The 19960-nt window shown below is 62.4% G+C and carries 21 protein-coding genes; 6 read left to right on the top strand and 15 right to left on the bottom strand.

Annotation, left to right across the window (positions count from 1 at the left end; translation table 11 throughout):
- Position 1 precedes the first annotated feature (1 nt).
- Positions 2-535 (top strand): outer membrane protein, encoded by a 534-nt coding sequence (locus tag ACR0NY_RS16360; RefSeq protein WP_093963551.1) that lies wholly within the window; start codon positions 2-4, stop codon positions 533-535.
- A 48-nt stretch (positions 536-583) separates the two neighbouring features.
- Here the strand turns inward: ACR0NY_RS16360 and ACR0NY_RS16355 are convergent, their stop codons facing one another.
- Positions 584-1567, bottom strand: a complete 984-nt coding sequence (locus ACR0NY_RS16355) for a quinone oxidoreductase family protein (protein ID WP_170342305.1) — start codon at positions 1565-1567, stop codon at positions 584-586.
- 192 nt (positions 1568-1759) lie between these two features.
- Between ACR0NY_RS16355 and ACR0NY_RS16350 the strand changes: the two genes are divergently transcribed.
- The gene (locus tag ACR0NY_RS16350) at positions 1760-2617 is read left to right on the top strand and encodes a DUF2189 domain-containing protein (RefSeq protein WP_170342307.1); all 858 of its coding nucleotides are present in this window, start codon (positions 1760-1762) and stop codon (positions 2615-2617) included.
- 33 nt (positions 2618-2650) lie between these two features.
- Here the strand turns inward: ACR0NY_RS16350 and ACR0NY_RS16345 are convergent, their stop codons facing one another.
- Positions 2651-3637, bottom strand: a complete 987-nt coding sequence (locus ACR0NY_RS16345; RefSeq protein ID WP_170342309.1) for an NAD(P)H-quinone oxidoreductase — start codon at positions 3635-3637, stop codon at positions 2651-2653.
- Positions 3638-3701: 64 nt separating this feature from the next.
- On the bottom strand, positions 3702-4394 hold the full coding sequence (locus ACR0NY_RS16340) for a COQ9 family protein (RefSeq protein WP_170369843.1): 693 nt from the start codon (positions 4392-4394) through the stop codon (positions 3702-3704).
- A 111-nt stretch (positions 4395-4505) separates the two neighbouring features.
- Here ACR0NY_RS16340 and rpsU point away from each other — a divergent pair, with 111 nt between their 5' ends.
- Positions 4506-4712, top strand: a complete 207-nt coding sequence (gene rpsU, locus ACR0NY_RS16335; RefSeq protein ID WP_005614280.1) for a 30S ribosomal protein S21 — start codon at positions 4506-4508, stop codon at positions 4710-4712.
- 70 nt (positions 4713-4782) lie between these two features.
- On the opposite strand, the gene ppk2 is transcribed toward rpsU, so the two are convergent.
- Together ppk2 and ACR0NY_RS16325 are read right to left on the bottom strand one after the other, a co-directional pair.
- Positions 4783-5700 (bottom strand): polyphosphate kinase 2, encoded by a 918-nt coding sequence (gene ppk2, locus ACR0NY_RS16330; RefSeq protein ID WP_093963555.1) that lies wholly within the window; start codon positions 5698-5700, stop codon positions 4783-4785.
- A 150-nt stretch (positions 5701-5850) separates the two neighbouring features.
- Complete coding sequence (locus ACR0NY_RS16325) at positions 5851-6309, bottom strand: Lrp/AsnC family transcriptional regulator (protein ID WP_093963556.1); 459 nt, start codon at positions 6307-6309, stop codon at positions 5851-5853.
- Between the two features lie 135 nt (positions 6310-6444).
- Here ACR0NY_RS16325 and ald point away from each other — a divergent pair, with 135 nt between their 5' ends.
- Positions 6445-7563 (top strand): alanine dehydrogenase, encoded by a 1119-nt coding sequence (gene ald / locus ACR0NY_RS16320; protein ID WP_170342313.1) that lies wholly within the window; start codon positions 6445-6447, stop codon positions 7561-7563.
- An 88-nt stretch (positions 7564-7651) separates the two neighbouring features.
- Here the strand turns inward: ald and ACR0NY_RS16315 are convergent, their stop codons facing one another.
- Positions 7652-8458: a mechanosensitive ion channel family protein gene (locus ACR0NY_RS16315; protein WP_170369845.1), complete on the bottom strand. Its 807-nt coding sequence runs from the start codon at positions 8456-8458 to the stop codon at positions 7652-7654.
- 214 nt (positions 8459-8672) lie between these two features.
- On the opposite strand from ACR0NY_RS16315, the gene ACR0NY_RS16310 reads away from it, so the two are divergent.
- Positions 8673-9371 (top strand): glutathione S-transferase family protein, encoded by a 699-nt coding sequence (locus tag ACR0NY_RS16310; protein WP_170369847.1) that lies wholly within the window; start codon positions 8673-8675, stop codon positions 9369-9371.
- A 48-nt stretch (positions 9372-9419) separates the two neighbouring features.
- Here the strand turns inward: ACR0NY_RS16310 and ACR0NY_RS16305 are convergent, their stop codons facing one another.
- Together ACR0NY_RS16305 and ACR0NY_RS16300 are read right to left on the bottom strand one after the other, a co-directional pair.
- The gene (locus ACR0NY_RS16305; protein ID WP_170342319.1) at positions 9420-9869 is read right to left on the bottom strand and encodes a YtoQ family protein; all 450 of its coding nucleotides are present in this window, start codon (positions 9867-9869) and stop codon (positions 9420-9422) included.
- Between the two features lie 89 nt (positions 9870-9958).
- A complete protein-coding gene (locus tag ACR0NY_RS16300; RefSeq protein WP_170369849.1) occupies positions 9959-10591 on the bottom strand; it encodes a class I SAM-dependent methyltransferase in 633 nt (210 codons plus the stop codon).
- A gap of 84 nt (positions 10592-10675) precedes the next feature.
- On the opposite strand from ACR0NY_RS16300, the gene ACR0NY_RS16295 reads away from it, so the two are divergent.
- The gene (locus tag ACR0NY_RS16295; RefSeq protein ID WP_170369851.1) at positions 10676-11560 is read left to right on the top strand and encodes a LysR family transcriptional regulator; all 885 of its coding nucleotides are present in this window, start codon (positions 10676-10678) and stop codon (positions 11558-11560) included.
- A 46-nt stretch (positions 11561-11606) separates the two neighbouring features.
- On the opposite strand, the gene pheT is transcribed toward ACR0NY_RS16295, so the two are convergent.
- The 7 genes from pheT to ACR0NY_RS16260 all read right to left on the bottom strand — a co-directional run bounded on the left by pheT (position 11607) and on the right by ACR0NY_RS16260 (position 19950).
- On the bottom strand, positions 11607-14003 hold the full coding sequence (pheT, locus tag ACR0NY_RS16290) for a phenylalanine--tRNA ligase subunit beta (protein ID WP_170369853.1): 2397 nt from the start codon (positions 14001-14003) through the stop codon (positions 11607-11609).
- A gap of 74 nt (positions 14004-14077) precedes the next feature.
- Positions 14078-15151 (bottom strand): phenylalanine--tRNA ligase subunit alpha, encoded by a 1074-nt coding sequence (gene pheS / locus ACR0NY_RS16285; protein WP_170369855.1) that lies wholly within the window; start codon positions 15149-15151, stop codon positions 14078-14080.
- Between the two features lie 73 nt (positions 15152-15224).
- The gene (locus ACR0NY_RS16280; protein WP_170369857.1) at positions 15225-16292 is read right to left on the bottom strand and encodes a Hint domain-containing protein; all 1068 of its coding nucleotides are present in this window, start codon (positions 16290-16292) and stop codon (positions 15225-15227) included.
- Between the two features lie 112 nt (positions 16293-16404).
- Positions 16405-17775: a glutamate--cysteine ligase gene (locus tag ACR0NY_RS16275; protein ID WP_170369858.1), complete on the bottom strand. Its 1371-nt coding sequence runs from the start codon at positions 17773-17775 to the stop codon at positions 16405-16407.
- 77 nt (positions 17776-17852) lie between these two features.
- Entirely contained in the window at positions 17853-18380 is a 528-nt protein-coding gene (locus ACR0NY_RS16270) for a hypothetical protein (RefSeq protein ID WP_170369860.1), read from the bottom strand.
- The gene (locus ACR0NY_RS16265) at positions 18377-19225 is read right to left on the bottom strand and encodes a GNAT family N-acetyltransferase (RefSeq protein WP_170369863.1); all 849 of its coding nucleotides are present in this window, start codon (positions 19223-19225) and stop codon (positions 18377-18379) included. Before ACR0NY_RS16265 ends, ACR0NY_RS16270 begins: the two co-directional genes overlap by 4 nt.
- Positions 19225-19950 (bottom strand): 16S rRNA (uracil(1498)-N(3))-methyltransferase, encoded by a 726-nt coding sequence (locus tag ACR0NY_RS16260; protein WP_170369865.1) that lies wholly within the window; start codon positions 19948-19950, stop codon positions 19225-19227. The genes ACR0NY_RS16265 and ACR0NY_RS16260 overlap by 1 nt, the downstream gene beginning before the upstream one ends.
- Positions 19951-19960: the final 10 nt, after the last annotated feature.

Below are 19960 nucleotides of genomic sequence, written 5' to 3'. Positions count from 1 at the left end.
GATGACGAGCAAACTGGCACTTTTGACCACCGTTGCAACTTTTGCAGCCGGCACCGCCATGGCGCAGTCCTCGGGCGATTGGACCGGATTCTATGCAGGTGCGCAGGTCGGCTACGCGGATATCGGCACCAGCCTGTCCGGTGTGGACGGAGACGGCGCCATCGGCGGTCTCATCCTTGGTTACGACTATGATCTGGGCGACTGGGTTGTAGGCGGCGGCTTTGACTATGACTGGTCTGATGTCGACCTTTCGGGTGCGGCAACGGTCGAAGACGTCTGGCGGCTGAAAGCCCGCGCCGGCTACAAGGTCAACCCGCAGGGGCTGCTGTACGGTGTCGCCGGTTACGCCGATGCGGGAACCGACACGCTGGGCAGCGACGATGGTTGGTTCATCGGCGCCGGCTATGAACAGATCGTCGCGCCGAACGTCAGCATCGCGGGCGAGCTGCTGTACCACGAGTTCGACAATTTCAACTCGACCGGTGTCGACGTGGATGCAACCACGTTCCAGATCCGGGCGGCATACCGCTTCTGATCCCTCGCGCAGAATCGAACGGGCCCGGCACGGCGTGCCGGGCCTTTTTCATGGCACCAGGATTGTGCTTCCGGTTGTCTGCCGCGCCTCCAGTGCGCGGTGCGCCTCGGCGACCTGATCCAGTTCAAAGCGTTGATCGATGTGAATCTTGACCTCGGCGCCGGCCACCTTGCCGAACAGCCGCCGGGCCATGGCCTGACACGCGGAATGGTCCGCAATATGGGTGAACAGCGTCGGCCGGGTGATCTTCAACGACCCTTTCTGCCCAAGAATGCCGATGTTGAACGGTGGCACCGGTCCCGACGCATTGCCGAAGGAAATCATCATCCCCAATGGCTTGAGGCAGTCCAGCGACCCTTCGAACGTATCGGCACCGACAGAGTCCATAACCGCATCGACCCCTTTGCCGCCGGTAATCTCGGCCACGCGGGACGCAAAATCCTCGGTCCGGTAGTTGATGCAGTGTGTGGCGCCGTTGAACTGGGCCAAACGGCACTTGTCGTCGGTCCCGGCCGTGCCGATCAGCTTGATGCCTTCGGATTTGGCCCACTGGCACGCGATCAGGCCGACACCCCCGGCGGCGGCATGGAACAGAACCGTATCACCACGTTTCAGCGGCGTGGTGCGGTGAAACAAGTATTCAACCGTCAAGCCCTTGAGCATCATGGCCGCCGCGGTCTCGAATGAGATGCCGCCAGGCAAAGGGCACACCTGTGACGCGGGCATCACCCGCGCTTCGCAATAAGCACCGGCCGGCACCGCGGCATAGGCCGCCCGCTGGCCCGGTTTCAGATGGGTCACGCCCTCACCGACTGCCTCGATCACCCCAGCAGCTTCCATTCCCAGCGCGTGCGGCAGTTCCATCGGATACAGACCGGTCCTCTGGTAGACATCAATAAAATTCAGACCGCAGGCGTGATGGCGGATCCGAACTTCGCCCGGTCCCGGGTCACCCAACGGTCTATCCTCGATCTTCAGCACCTCGGGGCCGCCGGTTTCGTGAATGACTACGGTACGCGCCGTTTTCTGCATGCTGACCTCCTTTTGCCTGGATCCAAGCTATCACTTCGGCGCCGCAGGGCAATCGGGCGATCTCACAAGGGTGAACCAGGATTGGAAAAAACTGTGGTACACTAGGGTCAGGCGTTGCCGGGTCATCCGGCCACGGGCAACTTTTCGCCGGATGCATCCTGCGGCGCACCTGTGCCAAGGAAAGGGATGACAATGGCAAAGACAATCGGAAACCCGATCAGTTGGACCGCGCAACAACTCGGCGCGACCAGCGATCACATCGCTGAAAACGTAACCGGCATCGGCAGCGCTGACACCCAGCATCTGCCGACGGTTCAAACGCTGACGCTGCAAGACTTGCGAGAGTGCCTGCGCGCCGGATACCAAGACTTTCTGGCGATACGGGCCGATGCCATTTTCATCGTTCTGATCTACCCGATCGCGGGGCTTTTGATGTTCGGATTCGCCATGCAGGCCAACATGGTGCCGCTTCTGGCTCCTCTGGTGGCCGGGTTTGCGCTTATCGGTCCAGTGGCTGCTTTGGGCTTGTATGAGATCAGCCGCAGGCGGGAACAGGGGCAGGAGGTTCACTGGCTGGACGCGCTGGGTATTTTCCGATCCCCCTCGTTCGGCGCCATACTGGCACTGGCCTTTTACCTTGTCATGCTTTTGCTGGTCTGGCTGATGGTGGCACACGGCATCTATGTCGAAACACTGGGTCCGCAGCCGCCAGAGACGCTGGGCCAATTTCTGACACAGGCTCTGACCACCGGCCCCGGCTGGACCATGATCATCATCGGATCGGCGGTTGGGTTCCTGTTTGCTCTGGTGGCCTTGGCCGTCAGCGTTGTCAGCTTCCCGTTGCTTCTTGACCGCAAGATCGGCCTGCCTGTGGCCGTGGTCACCTCGGTCCAGGTCCTGCGGCACAATCCGACCGTGATCCTGACCTGGGGCTTCATCGTCGCCGCGCTGTTGGTTCTTGGCGCGATCCCGCTGCTTTTGGGGCTGATCGTCGTAATGCCTGTCTTGGGGCACGCAACATGGCACCTGTACAGACGCGCCATCGCCTGAGCAGAGCGCGGAACAACCCCCGCGCCGACGTGCCTAGCCTGATACTTTCAAGACGATCTTGCCAATGTGGCCGGAGCTTTCCATGCGGGCATGCGCAGCGGCGGCATCGGCCAGATCAAATTCGCTGTCCATGACCGGGGCAACTTTTCCAGCCTCAAGCAGCGGCCAGACCGCCTCATGCAGATCCTGCGCGATGCGCGCTTTCGCCTGATCGCTCTGTGGCCGCAGCGTGCTGCCGGTCAGGGTCAGGCGTTTGACCATCATCAGCGCAAAGTTCAACTCGACGACGGGTCCTTGCAGAAACGCGATCTGAACCAGCCTGCCGTCCTCGGCCAGCGCCTTGACGTTGCGAGGGATGTAATCGCCGCCAACCATGTCGAGAATCAGATCCGCCCCACCTTCGGCCCGCATGGCAGCAACAAAATCCTCGGTCTTGTAGTTGATTGCCCTCTCGGCCCCCAGGTCCAGACAGGCCTGGCATTTCTCATCCGAACCGGCCGTCACGAAGACCCGGGCTCCGAAAGCGTTGGCCAGCTGAATGGCCGTGGTACCGATCCCGCTCGATCCCCCATGTACAAGGAACCGTTCGCCAGCCTTCAGCCCGCCACGAGTGAACACGTTGGACCAGACAGTAAAGAAGGTTTCGGGCAGGCAGGCGGCCTGTTTCAGGCTCAGGTCCGAGGGCACAGGCAGGCAGTGCACCGCCGGTGTCGCCACGTATTCTGCATACCCGCCGCCAGGCAACAACGCACAGACCTGATCCCCCAGTGCCAACCCAGAGACCCCGGACCCGATGGCCACCACCTCGCCCGAAGCCTCGAGCCCGGGAAGGTCGCTGGCCCCCGGCGGCGGATCATAGGCCCCGGCCCGCTGCAGAGCGTCGGGGCGGTTGACGCCGGCATAGGCCACTTTCAAGACAACCTGACCGTGACCCGGCTCGGGCATGGGGCGTTCCGTCAACTTGAGAACGTCCGGACCTCCGGGCGTGGTGATCTCAATGGCGCGCATCATCTGGGGCATTGGCAAAACTCCTTTGCGCAATGGGTATCAGGCGAATCGGGAAAGGCCCAGCAACAAGAGGCGGTTACTTGCGCGGGTTCAGAAGACCCGGCAGATCGGCCCGCATACTGACTGGCGCCCGAACCTGACTTGCCAGCCAGTTGGGAACCGCAAGAAAAGGTTTGAACAGCGGGTTGTTGTTGACCTGCGCCTTGAGCTTCTCGAACTGCATCACATCCGCAATGCGGCGATCCAGGAATTCCCATGTCCGCTGGTGGTCCGGGCTGTCATCGCCCAACCAGAACAACAGGGTCGAGGAATACACACCCGACAGTGTCGCGCGTTTGGTGTACCAGTTGACATCATCCGAAGTGTCGCCCAGCGCATCCCAGATCAGGTCACAGGTGCCCCAGACCGCCTTGGCCCCATCTGCTGCATATGACGGCAATGAAAACAAAGTCACGCCTCGGCGCACCGCCTCCCTGTCGGGGACAGCCTGCAGGCGGAAGCGCACTGCGGCGGCAATCCTGTCGCGGAACTTCAGATCGCTCAGGTCCTCGGACTTCAGCCGTTCAAGCATCTCGGCGTCCCCGCGGGCGTGAAACGCGAGCGCCAGATCCACGGCGCCCCGCGGGCAGATGACCCGGGCCAGCCCTTCGTCCAGATCGCAGTCGGCAATGGCCGCGCGAAAGCTCTCTTCGGACCAACCATCAAAAGGAACATGGGTCAGAATTGCGTCCAGCAATTGCTGTTTTGCATCTTCATAGGTCACGGTCATGGCGGTCCTCCGACTGTTGGGCCCAGTACTAGACAAGTTAGGTCCGCTTTGCTATACGGCCAACTCCTGCAATTTCCTTGCAACTCTATCTAGAAAGGTGGTGACAACCACATGCAGGTTAGTGTTCGCGACAACAATGTCGATCAGGCGCTTCGTGCCCTGAAGAAAAAGCTGCAGCGCGAAGGCGTGTTCCGTGAAATGAAGCTGAAGCAACATTTCGAGAAACCCTCCGAGAAAAAAGCGCGCGAGAAAGCTGAAGCGATCCGCCGTGCCCGTAAACTGGCACGCAAGAAAGCCCAGCGCGAAGGTCTGCTCTAAGATCTTCCTCGTCCAGCTTTGGATGACACTATTTGACGACCCCCGTGGCATCGCCCGGGGGTTTGTCGTTTCAGTAGATCTTGGGCACGTACAATTCGTCCGGCAGAACCCGCCGTTCATACTCGGGATTGTATTTCCGATCCGGCAGAGTGACCTTTTCGTGGGGCACCTCTTCGTACGGAATCTTGGTCAGAATGTGCTCCATGCAGTTCAACCTTTCCCGCTTTTTGTCGTTGCCTTCGACAATGTACCAAGGGGCCTCGGGAATGTTGGTTCGGAACAGCATGTCTTCCTTGGCCTTGGTATAGTCTTCCCAGCGGATGCGCGATTCCAGGTCCATCGGTGACAGTTTCCACTGCTTCATCGGATCATGGATTCGCATCAGAAAGCGCAGCTGTTGTTCTTCGTCCGTGATCGAGAACCAGTATTTCAACAAAATGATTCCCGACCGAACCAACATGCGCTCGAATTCGGGAACGTCCTGAAAGAACTGCTCGACCTGGGCTTCGGTGGCGAAGCCCATCACCCGTTCAACGCCCGCCCGGTTGTACCACGACCGGTCGAACAGAACGATCTCACCCGCCGCCGGCAAATGCGGCACATAGCGTTGAAAATACCACTGGCTCTGCTCGCGCCGGCTGGGGGCGGGCAAAGCGACGACGCGTGCAACCCGCGGGTCCAGCCGCTGGGTGATCCGCTTGATTACCCCGCCCTTTCCAGCGCTGTCGCGCCCTTCGAACAGGATGCAAACCTTGGCGCCGGTATGCTGCACCCAGTCCTGAACCTTGATCAGCTCGGCCTGCAGGCGCAACAGGTTGCGGAAATAGACCTTGCGATCCAGCATTTCAGGATGCTGTTCGCGATAGATCTTGCGGACCTCCATCGACAGCATGGGTTCGCTGAACTCAATCTCAAAATCCTCGTCCAGTGTGTCCTGCAACTCGGCTTCCAGCCAATCGTCGACTGTGTTCTCATATTCTTCAGCCAAGGGCCTGCTCCTTATCTCTCAACAGTCTCGGACCATATCGGGTACGTGTAACCGGCCAATGTCATGCCGACCTGTTTCCCGCCCCGAAAGCCAATATTGAACCGGCTCAACGGCAGATACAACCGCATCGGCAAGACTGCCGCACCAGGGTCAGACAGGCAGTGCTGTCGTCTTGAAAACGGTCCGCAGGGCGAACGAGCTTTGCATTTGCGCAACTCCGGGCAGGCGCGACAGATACTGGCGGTGGATGCGCGCAAAATCCTCGGTGTTTTCGGCAACCACCTTCAGGACATAATCGGCCGACCCGGCCATCAGGTGGCACTCCAGAACGTCCGGAATGCGCCGGACCGCCCGCTCGAAGGCCTCCAGCACCTCCTCGGCCTGACCCTGCAAGGTGATCTCGACGAATACGGTTGTCGGCACCCCCAGTTTGCGCGCATTCAACAGCGCGACATAGTCCCGGATATAGCCTTCCGCCTCAAGCCGCTGGACCCGGCGATGGCAGGCAGAGGGCGACAGGTTGACCTGCTCTGACAGTTCCGCGTTCGACATACGCCCCTTGCGCTGAAGGGCCGCCAGAATCTTTCGGTCAGTCGCATCAAGTGACATTCACGCACATCCGTTGCAAGATTTTCTCATTCCATCGAAAAATTTCCCACATATTAGCGCAGTTGCGCACCGAGTTTCACAGAAATTGCACCGCTTTCTGCACATAATTTGTGCAGTTTATGAATGGAGAGCCCCATGAAAATCGGATGCCCAAAGGAAATCAAACCGCAGGAATTCCGCGTAGGCATGACCCCCAACGCCGCGCAGGAAGCGGTTGCCCGTGGTCACGAGGTCATCATCGAAACCGGCGCCGGGCTGGGTTCAGGATTTGACAACGACGCCTATGTCGCCGCAGGCGCGCGCATCGTGGACACCGCGGAAGAGGTGTTCGCGACCGCCGACATGATAGTCAAGGTCAAGGAACCGCAAGCGGTCGAGCGCAAGATGCTGCGCGAAGGCCAGCTGCTGTTCACCTACCTGCACCTTGCGCCCGACCCTGAGCAAACCCACGATCTGCTGGCCTCGGGCTGCACGGCGATCGCCTATGAAACGGTAACTGATTCCAACGGTGGTCTGCCGCTGCTTGCCCCGATGTCCGAAGTCGCAGGGCGTCTGGCCCCGCAAGTGGGTTCGTGGACCCTGCAAAAAGCCAATGGCGGGCGCGGCGTTCTGATGGGCGGCGTCCCTGGTGTGGGCCCGGCCAAGGTTGTCGTGATCGGTGGCGGCGTTGTCGGCACGCATGCGGCTCAGGTGGCGGCGGGCATGGGCGCTGATGTGACCGTTCTGGACCGTTCGCTGCCGCGCCTTCGTTATCTGGACGACGTCTTCGGTGGCCGGTTCAAGAACCAGTACTCGACCGCCGGTGCTACGGCCGAGCTGATCCAGTCGGCGGATATGGTGATCGGGGCCGTTCTGATCCCGGGCGCGGCCGCCCCGAAACTGATCACCCGCGAGCAATTGTCGACCATGAAGCCGGGCGCCGTGCTTGTCGACGTTGCCATCGACCAGGGCGGCTGCTTCGAAACCTCCAAGGCAACGACACACGCGGATCCGATCTATGAGGTGGATGGCATCATGCACTACTGCGTGGCCAATATGCCGGGTGCGGTGGCACGGACTTCGACCATCGCGCTGGGGAACGCAACAATGCCGTTCATGCTGGCGCTGGCCGACAAGGGCTGGAAGCAGGCATGTCAGGACGATCCCCACCTTCTGGCGGGCCTCAACGTGCATGCCGGCCAGTTGACCTACTATGCCGTAGGCAAGGCACTGGGGATCGACGTGGTTTCGCCCGCAATGGTCGTCAAGGCCTGATCGAAACGCAACAGCGCCGCGCATCTGCGCGGCGCTTGGCCCAACCGGAGAAGGGCATTTCCAATGCCCGACGGACGGGCGGGAGCATTCAGCCCTCTTTGTGGATTTCCACCGAGTGCGGGTAGGGAATCGAAATGCCCTTGCTGTCAAAGGCCTCCTTGACGGCCTTGGTCAGATCGAACTTGACGTCCCAATAGTCGGCGGCCGCGCACCACAACCGCGCGGTCAGATCTACCGAGCTGTCTCCCAAGTTGGTCACACGCACCCAAGGCTCGGGGTCCGAGTGTATGCGCTTGTCCGCCTTGGCCACATCCAAAATGATCTTCATGGCCGCATCCGCACTGTCGCCATAGTCGATCCCGAACACCAGATCGACACGCCGCGTGTCGTGGGCCGAGTAGTTGGTGATAATCGACCCCCAGGCCTGACCGTTGGGAACGATGATCTGCACATTGTCGGGCGTGACCAGTTCGGTCGTGAACAGGTTCAGGTCCTTCACCGTGCCGGCTGTTCCACCGATATCCACGAACTGACCCAGCCTGTATGGCCGGAAAACCACCAGCATCACACCTGCGGCAAGATCGCTGAGCGTGCCCTGCAGCGCAAGGCCGATGGCCAGCGAAGCGGCACCCAGAATGGCAACGATACTCGTCGCTTCGATCCCGAAGATGCCAAGCACAGCAACCAGAACAATGGCCAGGATCACCCATTTGACGGTGCTGGCAACGAAATTCCCCAAAGTCGGATCGATTTGCGGGGTCGAATTAATTCGGCGGCGAACGATCCCTGCGATCATGCCAGCGGCTATCCAGCCGATAACAAGAACGATCAGGGCTTTGACCGCGCTCATGATCAATGGGGCAAATGCCCCTACCTGCGTCACGACCTCATCCACGGGCGTCTCCTTTCCAACAGCAACAAACCCGCGACTTTTGCGCGGGGTTTCCGCAACATTGGGCGATAAAACCGCACAGGTCTAGGTTTGAAATGTCCCGGATTTCCCCGCTGTGCTTCAGCAAACAGTCGCTGCCCGGGGTTGCACAGACCGCCATCTAACAATCCGCCCCTGAATGCCTAGCTTGCAATAGTACCCGAACAAGGAGATTGCCATGCTGGACACCGCCACCTTCCCGATCATGACCAAATGGCCCCCGCATTCGCCGGAGCGGATCCAACTCTATTCCTTCCCGACGCCGAACGGCGTGAAGGTGTCCATCATGCTCGAAGAAACAGGCCTGCCCTACGAGGCGCACAAGGTCACCCTGTCAGACGCCGACGTCAAAAGCCCCGAGTTTCTGTCGCTGAACCCAAACAACAAGATTCCGGCGATCATCGATCCTGACGGCCCGGACGGACAGCCCCTGGCGCTGTTCGAAAGTGGTGCGATCCTGCTGTACCTGGCCGAGAAAACCGGCAAGTTCCTCGGCCAGAACACGGCCGACAAGTATCGGATCACGCAATGGCTGATGTTCCAGATGGGCGGCGTGGGTCCGATGTTCGGGCAGCTGGGTTACTTCCACAAGTTCGCCGGCAGCGCGATCGAAGACCCGCGCCCGCGCGAGCGGTATATCAACGAGGCCAAACGGCTGCTGAATGTCGTCGAGACCCAGTTGCACGGGCAGGACTGGATCGCCGGTGAGTACTCAATTGCCGATATCGCTTTGGCCCCGTGGCTGCGCGGCCTTGATTTCTATGACGCCAAAGAGTTGGTCGGCTGGGACGATCATCGCAACACCATCGCCTATCTGAACCGGTTCCTGGACCGGCCCGCGGTTCAAAAGGGTCTGGTCACGCCTCCGCGCGGGTAAGGGATCACGCCGTCGCCGCCTTACAAGCGGCGTCGGCATTCCGTGCCATCAACCGGGCAGTTTCCCGGTCAGCACATAACGCAGAATCTCGACCACCTGGCGGGGCTCCTCGGCCACCGCCAATGCGGCGGCATCGACCTCTTTCAGCGCATGTTGATGGTCGGGGCCGTGCAACACGATGATCGACTTGCCCAGGGCCGCAGCATAGCCCGCGTCAAAGGCCGCGTTCCACTGCTTGTACTTGTCGCCGAACCGCACCACGACGACGTCGGCATCGGCGATCCCCTTGCGGGTACGGATCGCGTTGACCATCGCGCCTTTGTGGTCGTGCCAATACTTGTTCGGCTCGGCCCCCAGAATGGCGACGCCGCAATCGTCGCTGGCCGCATGATCGGTGACGGGGCTGTTGAACGTGACGTCCAGCCCTTGCGCGCCTTCGATGATCTGTTCGCGCCAATCCGTGTGGATCTCGCCCGACAGGTAGACATTCAATCCCATTGCAGCCTCCTCATTTTGCTTCTGGCCCTGTTTACTGCCCAATCCCGCAAAGCCCAACGCGGAAGTTGCCTGCCGATGCGGCGCTGGCTTCACAGCTTGCGGGCCACCAGATAGCGCGAGGGCGGTTTCGCCGGGAAATTCCCGCTTTCGATGATCTCGAACCCGGCCCTTTCAATGGTCGTTTCCAGCGTCTTGATGTCGAACTGGCTGACGAATGGCGCCTTGCCCAAAAGCTGCATGACCGGCAGCAGCAGCTTCAGCAAGCCGAACTTGAACCCCAAACCACCTTGGGCAAGACACGGCGTTTTTGAAATGAACAGGCCGCCGGGTTTCAACACCTCATGAACCCCGGCCAGCGTCGCGTCGAGATCCCGGATCAGGTGTAGCAGATTGAACGCCATTACCACATCAAAAGTCCCATTCGGGGGGCGGTTCGCGTCTGCCTCGACAAAGACGACGTTTTCGATCTGCTCCTCTTGGGCCAGCCTCTGACCCACGGCCAACATGCCTGGAGAGACATCGCTCGCCGTGATCGTAGCCGCATGGCGGGACAGCCGAAGCGCGGTGCGCCCCGTTCCGCAGCCCAGTTCCAGCACCTGATCGGTCGGCTTCAAATAGGACACCGTGCGTTGCAACGTGTGCTCGTAGGACTCCATGTCCCGGATCGGGGATTTCGCGTATTTCTCGGCGATACCATCCCAGAATTTGGCTGTGGCGGTCATGTCGGCTCTCCTTTGAGCGCAAGGTAGTGATACGCGTTTCAAAGGTGAATTGCCGAAATTCGCAGAATCTTTATACATTCATGCATGGATGATCCGCGCAAATTCGACTGGAACCATATCCGCGCCTTTCTGGCCACGGCCGAGACCGGCTCGCTTTCGGCGGCGGCACGACGATTGGACCAGACACAACCGACCCTCAGCCGCCAGATCGCCGCGCTTGAATCCGACCTGGGCGTGATGCTGTTCGAGCGGGTCGGCCGGTCACTTCAAATCACCACCGCCGGGATCGAGCTGTTGGAGCACACACGGACCATGGGCGCAGCTGCAGATCGCATTGCGCTGGCGGCGTCCGGTCAGGCGCAGTCGATCGAGGGGCAGGTGCGGATCACCGCAAGCGACGTGATGTCGGCCTATATCCTGCCGGATCTGCTGCGCGAGATCCGCGCGCAGGCTCCGAAACTGCGGATCGACGTGATCGCCGCGAACGACATCCGCGATCTGATGCGGCGCGAGGCGGATATCGCCATCCGCCATGTCCGCCCCGACCAGCCAGACCTGATCGCAAAACTGGTGCAACAGGCTGACGGGCATTTCTATGCCGCCTCCGCCTACCTGAACCGCGCTGGACGTCCCAAATCACTGTCAGACTTGTCCCGGCACGAGTTCATCAGTTTCGGCGACACAGCCCAGATGATCGCCTATTTCGAACCGATCGGCCTGCACCTCACGGAAGAAAACTTCCGGCTGGGGTCGCAGAACGGCATCGTCGCGTGGGAGTTTGCCCGGCAGGGCTTTGGCATCGCGCCCATGTCCGAGCCGGTGGGCAATGCCACGCCGGGTATGGAGCGTGTGCTTCCCGATATGGAGCCGCTGCGGTTCCCGATCTGGCTGACCACCCATCGCGAACTGCATACCAGCCGCCGCATCCGGCTGGTCTTTGACCTGCTGGCGGATTTCTTCGCAAAATGAAACACGCGCGCCACGGGCGCGCGTGTCACTTCGGGTTCACGCCACCTCAGCCGCGCAGAACGCCGCCGGTGGCCTTGGTGACCTTGGCGATGATCTTTTCCGCCACCGCCTCGATGTCTTTTTCCTTCAGAGTCTTTTCCGTCGGCTGCAGACGCACGGTGATGGCCAGAGATTTCTTGCCCACACCCAAGCTGCCGCCGATGAACTCATCGAACACGCGCACCTCTTCGATCAGCGCCTTGTCGGCTCCGGCAGCGGCATTCACAAGCGTCAGCGCCTCGACATCGGCATCGACGACAAAGGCAAAGTCACGCTCGACCGCCTGCAGGTCGCGCAGTTCCAGCGCCGAGCGGGTGGTGCCGGATTTGCGCGGCAGCGGCACCTCGTCCGGCCAGATGGTGAAGGCCACGGCCGGACCCTTGATGTCCAGCTGCTGCAGCACGCGCGGATGAAGTTCGCCGAACACGCCCAGCGCCTTTTTGGGGCCCAGGCAGATCTTGCCGTGGCGGCCCGGATGCCACCAGGCGTCGCCATCGCGCAGGATCTGCACCTTGGCCGGGGCACCGATGGCGGCCAGCACAGCCTCGGCATCGGCCTTGGCATCGAAAACATCGACCGCGCGGGTGGTGCCATGAACATCCTTTGGACCGGTCCGCCCGACCAGAAGGCCCGCGATCTGGGTGCGTTCCTCGCCGGGTTCACCGCCAAAAAAGACCGGACCGACCTCGAACAGGGCCAGATCGGCAAAGCCGCGCGCCTGGTTGCGGGCCGCGGCCTGCAGCAGGCCGGGCAGCAGGTCCGGGCGCATGTGGCTCATTTCGGACGAGATCGGGTTTTCCAGCATTGTCGCGTCATCGCCGCCGCCGAACAGCGCGGCCGAGGCCCTATCGATGAAGGTATAGCTGACGCATTCATTGTACCCCAGCGCCGCGCAGGTGCGCCGCGCCATCGACTGACGCCGCTGGGCCGGAGTCATGACCGGCTTGGGAATACCGTCCGTGACGCGCGGCAGCGGCTTGCCCTGCAGCTTGGTCAGCGAAGCGATGCGGGCAACCTCCTCGACCAGATCGGCCTCGCCTTGGATGTCGGGGCGCCAACTGGGCACATGGGCCATATCGCCTTCCAGCCGGAAGCCCAGCCGCGTCAGGGTCTGGCGCTGCTCGCTTTCGGGGATGTCCATGCCCACCAGCGACTGCACCCGCGCCGCATCCAGCCGATAGGCGCGCGAATGGTCCGGCGCCTTGCCGGCCTCAACCGCCTTCGAAACCTCGCCGCCGCAGATATCCAAAATCATCTGGGTCGCGTGCTCCAGCCCTTCCAGCGTGTATGCCGGATCGACCCCGCGTTCGAACCGGTAGCGCGCGTCCGAGTTGATCTTGAGCGCGCGGCCCGCCAGCGCGATCTGAACGTGGTCCCAGAAGGCGCTTTCCAGGAACACGTTCACCGTGTCTTCGGTACAGCCGGTCTCTTGCCCGCCCATGATGCCGGCGATCGATTCCGGGCCGTTGTCGTCGGAAATCACCATCATGCCGGGCTGCAGAGTGTATTCCTTTTCATCCAGCGCCACCAGCTTCTCGCCGCCCTTGGCGCGGTGTACCCGCAGGTTGCCCTTGACCTTGTCGGCGTCAAAGACGTGCAGCGGGCGGTTGCTGTCGAAGGTCATATAGTTGGTGATATCCACCAGGGCCGAAATCGGACGCAGACCGATCGCCTTCAGCTGATCCTGCAGCCATTGCGGGCTGGGGCCGTTCTTGACGCCGCGGATCAGGCGGCCGGTGAAATGCGGACAGCCATCCAGCGTGTCGTCGTCGATCGTCACCTTGATCGGGCTTTCGAAATCCCCCGGCACCGGGGCATAGTCACGCTGCTTCAGCGTGCCCAGACCCCGCGCCGCCAGATCGCGCGCGATCCCTGCAACGCCCAGCGCATCGGGACGGTTGGGGGTGATGGCGATCTCGATCACCGGGTCGATCTTGGCGGGGTCATTCTCGGCCAGCCAGTCGACGAACCGCTGGCCCACCTCGCCCGAGGGCAGCTCGATGATGCCGTCATGCTCGTCCGACAGTTCCAACTCGCGCTCGGACGCCATCATGCCAAAGCTTTCGACGCCGCGGATCTTGCCGACGCTGATCGTCAGGTCGAGACCGGGAATATACATGCCCGGCTTGCAGACCACGACGGTGATGCCCTCGCGCGCGTTGGGGGCGCCGCAGATGATCTGCAACTCGCCCTCGTCGGTGTCCACCTTGCAGACGCGCAGCTTGTCGGCATCGGGGTGTTTCTCGGCATGTTTCACATAGCCCAAGGTAAAATCCTTGAGCTTGTCGGCCGGGTTGATGACCTCTTCGACCTCGAGCCCGAGATCGGTCAGCGCCTCGACGATCTCATCAACCGAGGCGTCGGTGTCCAAGTGGTCTTTCAGCCAGGAGAGGGTGAATTTCATTTCTGTTTTCCTGTCCGGTAAGGCGGGCCAACCCGCCGAATTCTCTTGGGCAGCAGGGCAAGCCCCATGCTACTTCATCGTGACAAGCCACCATGCAGGTTGGGCATATCCAGCGCCGCAAACCCGTAGTGGCGCAGCCAGCGCAGGTCGCTATCAAAGAACGCCCGCAGATCCGGGATGCCGTATTTCAGCATCGCCAGACGATCGATGCCGATGCCGAAGGCAAAGCCCTGATAGACCTCGGGGTCGATCCCGCCGGCGGCGATCACCTTGGGGTGGACCATGCCCGAGCCCAGAATCTCCATCCAGTCATCGCCCTCGCCGATCTTCAGCTGGCCGCCTTCCCAGGAACAGCGGATATCGACCTCGGCCGAGGGTTCGGTGAACGGGAAATGCGAGGCGCGGAAGCGCAGTTCGACGTCGTCGACTTCGAAGAACGCTTTGACGAATTCCTCCAGAACCCATTTCAGGTTCGCCATCGAGATATCCTTGTCGATGGCAAGGCCCTCGACCTGGTGGAACATCGGCGTGTGAGTCTGGTCATAGTCGGCGCGATAGACGCCGCCCGGGCAGATCACGCGGATCGGCGCGCCCTGCTTCTCCATCGAGCGGATCTGCACCGGCGAGGTATGGGTGCGCAGCACATGCGGCGGGCGATTGTCGCCCGGCGCGCGGTGCATGTAGAACGTGTCCATCTCGGCCCGCGCGGGGTGGTGACCGGGGATGTTCAGCGCGTCGAAATTGTACCAGTCGGTCTCGATCCGGGGGCCTTCGGCGACGGAGAAGCCCAGCTCGGCAAAGATCGCGGTCAGTTCCTCGGTCGCCTGGCTGACCGGGTGGATCGAGCCCTGGCGGCGCGGGCGCGCGGGCAGGGTCACGTCCAGCCACTCGGTCCGCAGACGTTCATCCAGCGCGGCATCGGCCAATGCGGCCTTCTTGGCGGCCAGCGCCGAATTGATCTCGTCCTTCAGCGCGTTCAGCGCGGGGCCGGCGACCTGGCGTTCCTTGGGCGTCATCTTGCCCAGTTCGCGCATCTTCAGCGCCACTTCGCCCTTTTTGCCCACCGCGGCCACGCGGATCGCTTCCAGCGTGCTTTCGTCGCCTGCGTCAGCGATCTGACCCAGGTATTTTGCCTTAAGATCGTCCATGACGGTCCCCTGAATTCTGTTGCTGTCCTGCTATCACAGCAGCGCGCGAAAGCAAGAGGGCCGGGCCGCGCGATCAGGTCGCGCGCAGAACCGCTGCCTGTCGATCACACCGGACCGGGCGGATCGTGGGGCCATAGCCCTGCGGATGGGTCCGCAGGTCGGGGAACAGCGCAAACAGCTCGCGCGCGGCCTCCTGTTCCAGCCCCGAGAGCGCCTCCTGCCCCGGAAAGAAGCTCTCGGACACAAGACCCGAAGTGGTGACCAGCTGGTGCCGGTCGAAGAACAGATGGACATAACGAACGATGTCGCAGGGCTGCACGGTGACGGTGTCGCCGTTTACCAGCGACTTGGCCGGAACCAGAACCTCATCCTCGCCGAACAGAAGCTGGGCTTGCCAGCCGTTGACAAGAATGCGGTGCTGGGGCGAGACCAGAATGTCTGCCGTGGCGCCCAGAACACCCGCGCGGATGCGCACCGGCGCAAACCGGCCCACGCCGCGCACCGTGCGGCCGCCGATCCAGCGCACCCGGCAAGGGCCGTCATCGACGGTCAGGACAGTGTCGCCGGGCTGCAACGTCTCGATCCGGCGCGGCCCCTCGGGGGTATCCACCAAGGTTCCTGCCGTGAAACAGGCGGCCCCGGTATCCCCTGGCGACAAGGGACCATATGTCAGCGTGTCAGGATCGGGCTGGTTGAATTGCAGGGTCGTCGTGGTCTGGTTCGGCCCGACCAGCACCGGCAGGTTGACCGAGGTTTCCCCGGCCGCCAACCCATCGACCGCGACGATGTTCTGCGTGCCGCCACCGATGTCGTAGAAGTCGACCACTTCGCTGGTGGCGTTGTTGGTCAGCGCATAGGCTTCGTAGTTGTTGGACCCGCCGCCATCCGGATCGGTCAGGAAGATCGGGAAATCATCGGCCGAGATGACATAGACGATCTCGTTATTGTCGGGGTCCACGGTGACCTGAACGGAAGGATCGTTCAGCGGGATCTCGATCCCGACCTGCCCGTTCGCCTGATAGAAAGACACGGTGAAATCCGCCGGGTCTTCGTCCGGGCGAAGGGACACCTCCAAGAATTCGGACACGCCCGAATTCGCGGCATAGGCATTGGAATAATGCAACTCACTGATACGCGCCATGAAAGCACCACGACCAGACAACCTGACCCGAATGTATCGCGCAAACGCCGCCGCCGAACAAGGCGCGATCCGGGAATGTGGCTAACAGGCCCCTAATTGCAACAGGTCGCGGTCAGTAGCTGTATTCGGGGTAGATCCGCGTCAGATCGCCCTGCCAGTCGCCGTGGTAATGCTCGAGCAGTTCGTCGGCCGGCACCTTGCCGGACTGGATGCTTTCCTTCAGCGCGTTCAGGAAATGCGTCTCGTCCGGGACAAGCCCACCCGCACCCGGCCGCGCCCGCGCCTTCAGGCCGGACTCGGCGATGGCCACCACCTCGCGCGCCAGATCGTGCATGTTGATGCCGCCGACCTGCGCCTGCAGCCCGCCCCGGGCCGCTGCGACGCGCAGCCCCTCGCGGGTTTCGGAGTCCCAGCCCTTGACCAGATCCCATGCGGCATCCAGCGCGGACTGGTCATAGGTCAGCCCCACCCAGAAGGCGGGCAGCGCGCACAGGCGACGCCACGGGCCGCCGTCGGCCCCGCGCATTTCCATGAATTTCTTGATCCGCGCCTCGGGGAAGGCGGTGGTCAGGTGATCGGCCCAATCCGAAAGGGTTGGCGTCTCGCCCGGCAGCGCGGGCAGCTTGCCCTGCAGGAAATCGCGGAACGACATGCCCAGCGCGTCGATATACTTGCCGTCGCGATAGACGAAATACATCGGCACATCCAAGGCATATTCCACGTAGCGCTCGAACCCAAAGCCGTCCTCGAACACGAAGGGCAGCATGCCGGTGCGCGCGTCATCGAGATGCCGCCAGATGTAGCTGCGCCAGCTTTTGTGGCCATTGGGCTTGCCCTCGAAGAAGGGCGAGTTGGCAAACAGCGCGGTCGCCACCGGCTGCAGGGCAAGCGCCACGCGCAGCTTCTGCACCATGTCCGCCTCGGACCCGAAATCGATGTTGACCTGAACCGTGCAGGTCCGGCGCATCATGGCGCGGCCCATGTCGCCGACCTTTTCCATGTAGTCGTTCATCAGGACATACCGGCCCTTGGGCATCAGCGGCATGTCCTCATGCTTCCAGATCGGTGCGGCGCCCAGCCCGATGAAGCCTACGCCGATCTTGTCGGCGATGTCCTTCACGTCGCGCAGATGTGCGTTCACCTCGTCGCAGGTCTCGTGGATGGTCTCCAGTGGCGCGCCTGACAGCTCCAGCTGCCCGCCCGGTTCCAGCGAGACGTTGGCCCCGTCCTTTTCCAGCCCGATCAGCTTGCCCGCCTCTTCCACAGGGGTCCAGCCATGCCCGTCGCGCAGCCCCTGCAGTACCGCCAGGATCGAGCGTTCGCCTTCATAGGGCAGCGGCTTTAGCGTGTCCTTGCAGTAGCCGAATTTCTCGTGCTCGGTCCCGATGCGCCATTCGCTTTTGGGTTTGCAGCCATCGGCCAGGTATTCGGCCAGTTGTTCGTGGCGTTCGATCGGCCCGCCGCCGGACTGAGGAATGGACATGAACCGTGCTCCGATCCTGATGTGTCGAGTCGTGGGGGTCAGTGGTGGTCGCAATCTCCCCCGGTGTCAATGCACCGTCAGTTCAACCGGATGTGTGCCGGACGCGAGGGGTGGCGTTCCCAGATGACCACCGGATGCGACGCCCCGCCCTTGAGTTCCGACAGCATCCGCTCGGTCCGCAGCCCCGGCAGGGCCGAGAACACATCGAACAGTGCCTCGGCACCTTCGGCATTCACGGGAATGTGAAGCGGCGGCTGGCCGGGCTGCTGCAGCACCCAATGCGCGGGGCTGGCGGTGGGGTCCAGCGTCAGGCTCTCGATTTCGCGGGTGGCGACGATGCCGCCTTCCAGCGGCCCCAGATAGGCGATCTGCCCTTCATCCACAGACACCACGCCCGGCCCGCCCGCGCCTAGCCGAAAGCGGGCCCGCTGTATGCCGATCACGACCAGCGCGATCGAGACCGCCACAAGTACCCAGCCCAGCCAGCCCAGCAACCCGCCCGGACCGCCGATCCAGCTGAGGCCAAGGATCAGAACGAACCCGGCGGCCAGCACCTCGCGCCAGCGCCACAGGGCCAGTTTGGCTTCGGGACGGATGAAACTCATGACGCGGCCTCCATCTGATCGCTGAACAGGACCAGTGAAAAGGTCCCGGCAGGGGCAAACCCAATAGCAACATAAGCACGCACGGCAGCGTTTGAAGCCGCAAACAGAACGGCCTTGCGAACGCCGGCGGCCCGCGCCTCGGCCAGATGCAGGGCGACGGCGGTGCGGGCATAACCCCAGCCGCGCAGCGCGGGCGGGGTGAACACGCCGCCGATCTGGACGATCTCGGGCAGCGTGGCATTGAAGCCTGTCATGCTGACGGGCAGGTCGTCGACCATCAGCAGCCGGTGCGAGTCGCGCTGAATACATCCGTCGATGTCCTTCTGCGCAGCCTTGCGGGCCATGCCCGGGTCGGTGCCCAAAGATTCCAGATGACAGGCCTCGCGCCAGCGGATCAACAGGCTTCGGTCGCCATCCGACAGCGGCACCAGCCGTGCGTTTTCCGTTGGCGGAACGATCAGGTCGCGCAGATCCAGCGCAAAGGACGGTTCGTCCCGGTCCAGATGCGCGGCGCGGTCCTGCCATCCGGCCTGTCGCAGAAACCGGCGGGCTTGCGAAGCCTCGCCCGCCAGCCCCATGACCGTGCGGCCCCGGATCAGGTCCGCTGCCGCGGTCAGGTCGGCCTCGGGCAGATCAGGGCATTGCGGCAGGATCATGCCTTCGTTGGTGATGCCGAACACGCCGCGCAGCGGGTCGCCCAGCATCCACATGCTCATCGCGCGCGGCGCGGGTGCGTTCAGGCCGAACTCTCGCAGGTTGGCCAGCGCGAACATCGAGCTTTGCACATGATCCAGAAGAAACCGTTCGATCGCCGGAATGTCCTGTTGCTGCGCCAGCCGCCACATCAGGACCAATCCCCCAGCGCCTGTTGCCACAGGGTCATCGCGGCCACCGCCGCCGTATCGGCTCGCAGGATGCGCGGCCCCAGGCTGACCACATGCGTGAACGGCAGATCCTTCAACCGTTGGCGCTCGGCATCGGAGAACCCGCCCTCGGGGCCGATAAGGATGGCCCACGGCAGGCCCTTGTCCTGTGCGGCGAGGCGCAGGGCCGACCCGGCCTCGGCCTCGTCGCAGAACATCAGCTCGCGGCCGTCGGGCCAATTGTCCAACAGCTTGTCCAGCCGCTGCAGGTCGCAGACCTCGGGCACGAAGGTGCCGCCGCATTGCTCGGCCGCCTCGACCGCATGGGCCTGCAGCCGGTCCTGGCGGATGCGTTCGGAATTGGTGAAGGCAGTTTGCACCGGCATGATCTTCGCGGCCCCCATCTCGGCGGCCTTTTCGACGATGAAATCGGTCCGAGCCTTCTTGATCGGGGCAAACAGCAGCCAAAGGTCCGGCGGCAGTTGCAGTGGCCGGGTCTGTTCAAGACAGCTCAGAACACCGCCCCGCTTGCCCGACTCGACCACCTGCGCCAGCCACTCGCCACCGCGGCCGTTGAACAGGGCCACCTGCCCACCTACGGCCAGACGCATCACACCGAACAGGTAATGAGCCTGCTCGCGCGTCAAAGGAACCGATTGCCCCGCACCCAAAGGGTGATCTACATACAGCCTGATCTTCGCACTCATGAGACCCTAC

The organism is Ruegeria sp. BJ5 (assembly GCF_056537865.1).
Note: the sequence above shows the minus strand (reverse complement) of the source record. Positions and strands in the feature narration are given on the sequence as shown.

What these genes read in the sequence shown, in the direction of transcription:
- ACR0NY_RS16355 (WP_170342305.1), bottom strand. Translation starts at nt 1,567, where the DNA reads ATGCAGAAAACGGCGCGTACCGTAGTCATTCACGAAACCGGCGGCCCC.
- ACR0NY_RS16310 (WP_170369847.1), top strand. Translation starts at nt 8,673, where the DNA reads ATGCTGGACACCGCCACCTTCCCGATCATGACCAAATGGCCCCCGCAT.
- ACR0NY_RS16275 (WP_170369858.1), bottom strand. Translation starts at nt 17,775, where the DNA reads ATGTCCATTCCTCAGTCCGGCGGCGGGCCGATCGAACGCCACGAACAA.
- rpsU (WP_005614280.1), top strand. Translation starts at nt 4,506, where the DNA reads ATGCAGGTTAGTGTTCGCGACAACAATGTCGATCAGGCGCTTCGTGCC.
- ACR0NY_RS16280 (WP_170369857.1), bottom strand. Translation starts at nt 16,292, where the DNA reads ATGGCGCGTATCAGTGAGTTGCATTATTCCAATGCCTATGCCGCGAAT.
- ACR0NY_RS16325 (WP_093963556.1), bottom strand. Translation starts at nt 6,309, where the DNA reads ATGTCACTTGATGCGACTGACCGAAAGATTCTGGCGGCCCTTCAGCGC.
- ACR0NY_RS16265 (WP_170369863.1), bottom strand. Translation starts at nt 19,225, where the DNA reads ATGTGGCGGCTGGCGCAGCAACAGGACATTCCGGCGATCGAACGGTTT.
- ACR0NY_RS16360 (WP_093963551.1), top strand. Translation starts at nt 2, where the DNA reads ATGACGAGCAAACTGGCACTTTTGACCACCGTTGCAACTTTTGCAGCC.
- ACR0NY_RS16270 (WP_170369860.1), bottom strand. Translation starts at nt 18,380, where the DNA reads ATGAGTTTCATCCGTCCCGAAGCCAAACTGGCCCTGTGGCGCTGGCGC.
- ACR0NY_RS16345 (WP_170342309.1), bottom strand. Translation starts at nt 3,637, where the DNA reads ATGCCCCAGATGATGCGCGCCATTGAGATCACCACGCCCGGAGGTCCG.
- pheS (WP_170369855.1), bottom strand. Translation starts at nt 15,151, where the DNA reads ATGGACGATCTTAAGGCAAAATACCTGGGTCAGATCGCTGACGCAGGC.
- ald (WP_170342313.1), top strand. Translation starts at nt 6,445, where the DNA reads ATGAAAATCGGATGCCCAAAGGAAATCAAACCGCAGGAATTCCGCGTA.
- ACR0NY_RS16340 (WP_170369843.1), bottom strand. Translation starts at nt 4,394, where the DNA reads ATGACCGTGACCTATGAAGATGCAAAACAGCAATTGCTGGACGCAATT.
- pheT (WP_170369853.1), bottom strand. Translation starts at nt 14,003, where the DNA reads ATGAAATTCACCCTCTCCTGGCTGAAAGACCACTTGGACACCGACGCC.
- ACR0NY_RS16350 (WP_170342307.1), top strand. Translation starts at nt 1,760, where the DNA reads ATGGCAAAGACAATCGGAAACCCGATCAGTTGGACCGCGCAACAACTC.
- ACR0NY_RS16300 (WP_170369849.1), bottom strand. Translation starts at nt 10,591, where the DNA reads ATGACCGCCACAGCCAAATTCTGGGATGGTATCGCCGAGAAATACGCG.
- ACR0NY_RS16295 (WP_170369851.1), top strand. Translation starts at nt 10,676, where the DNA reads ATGGATGATCCGCGCAAATTCGACTGGAACCATATCCGCGCCTTTCTG.
- ACR0NY_RS16305 (WP_170342319.1), bottom strand. Translation starts at nt 9,869, where the DNA reads ATGGGATTGAATGTCTACCTGTCGGGCGAGATCCACACGGATTGGCGC.
- ACR0NY_RS16260 (WP_170369865.1), bottom strand. Translation starts at nt 19,950, where the DNA reads ATGAGTGCGAAGATCAGGCTGTATGTAGATCACCCTTTGGGTGCGGGG.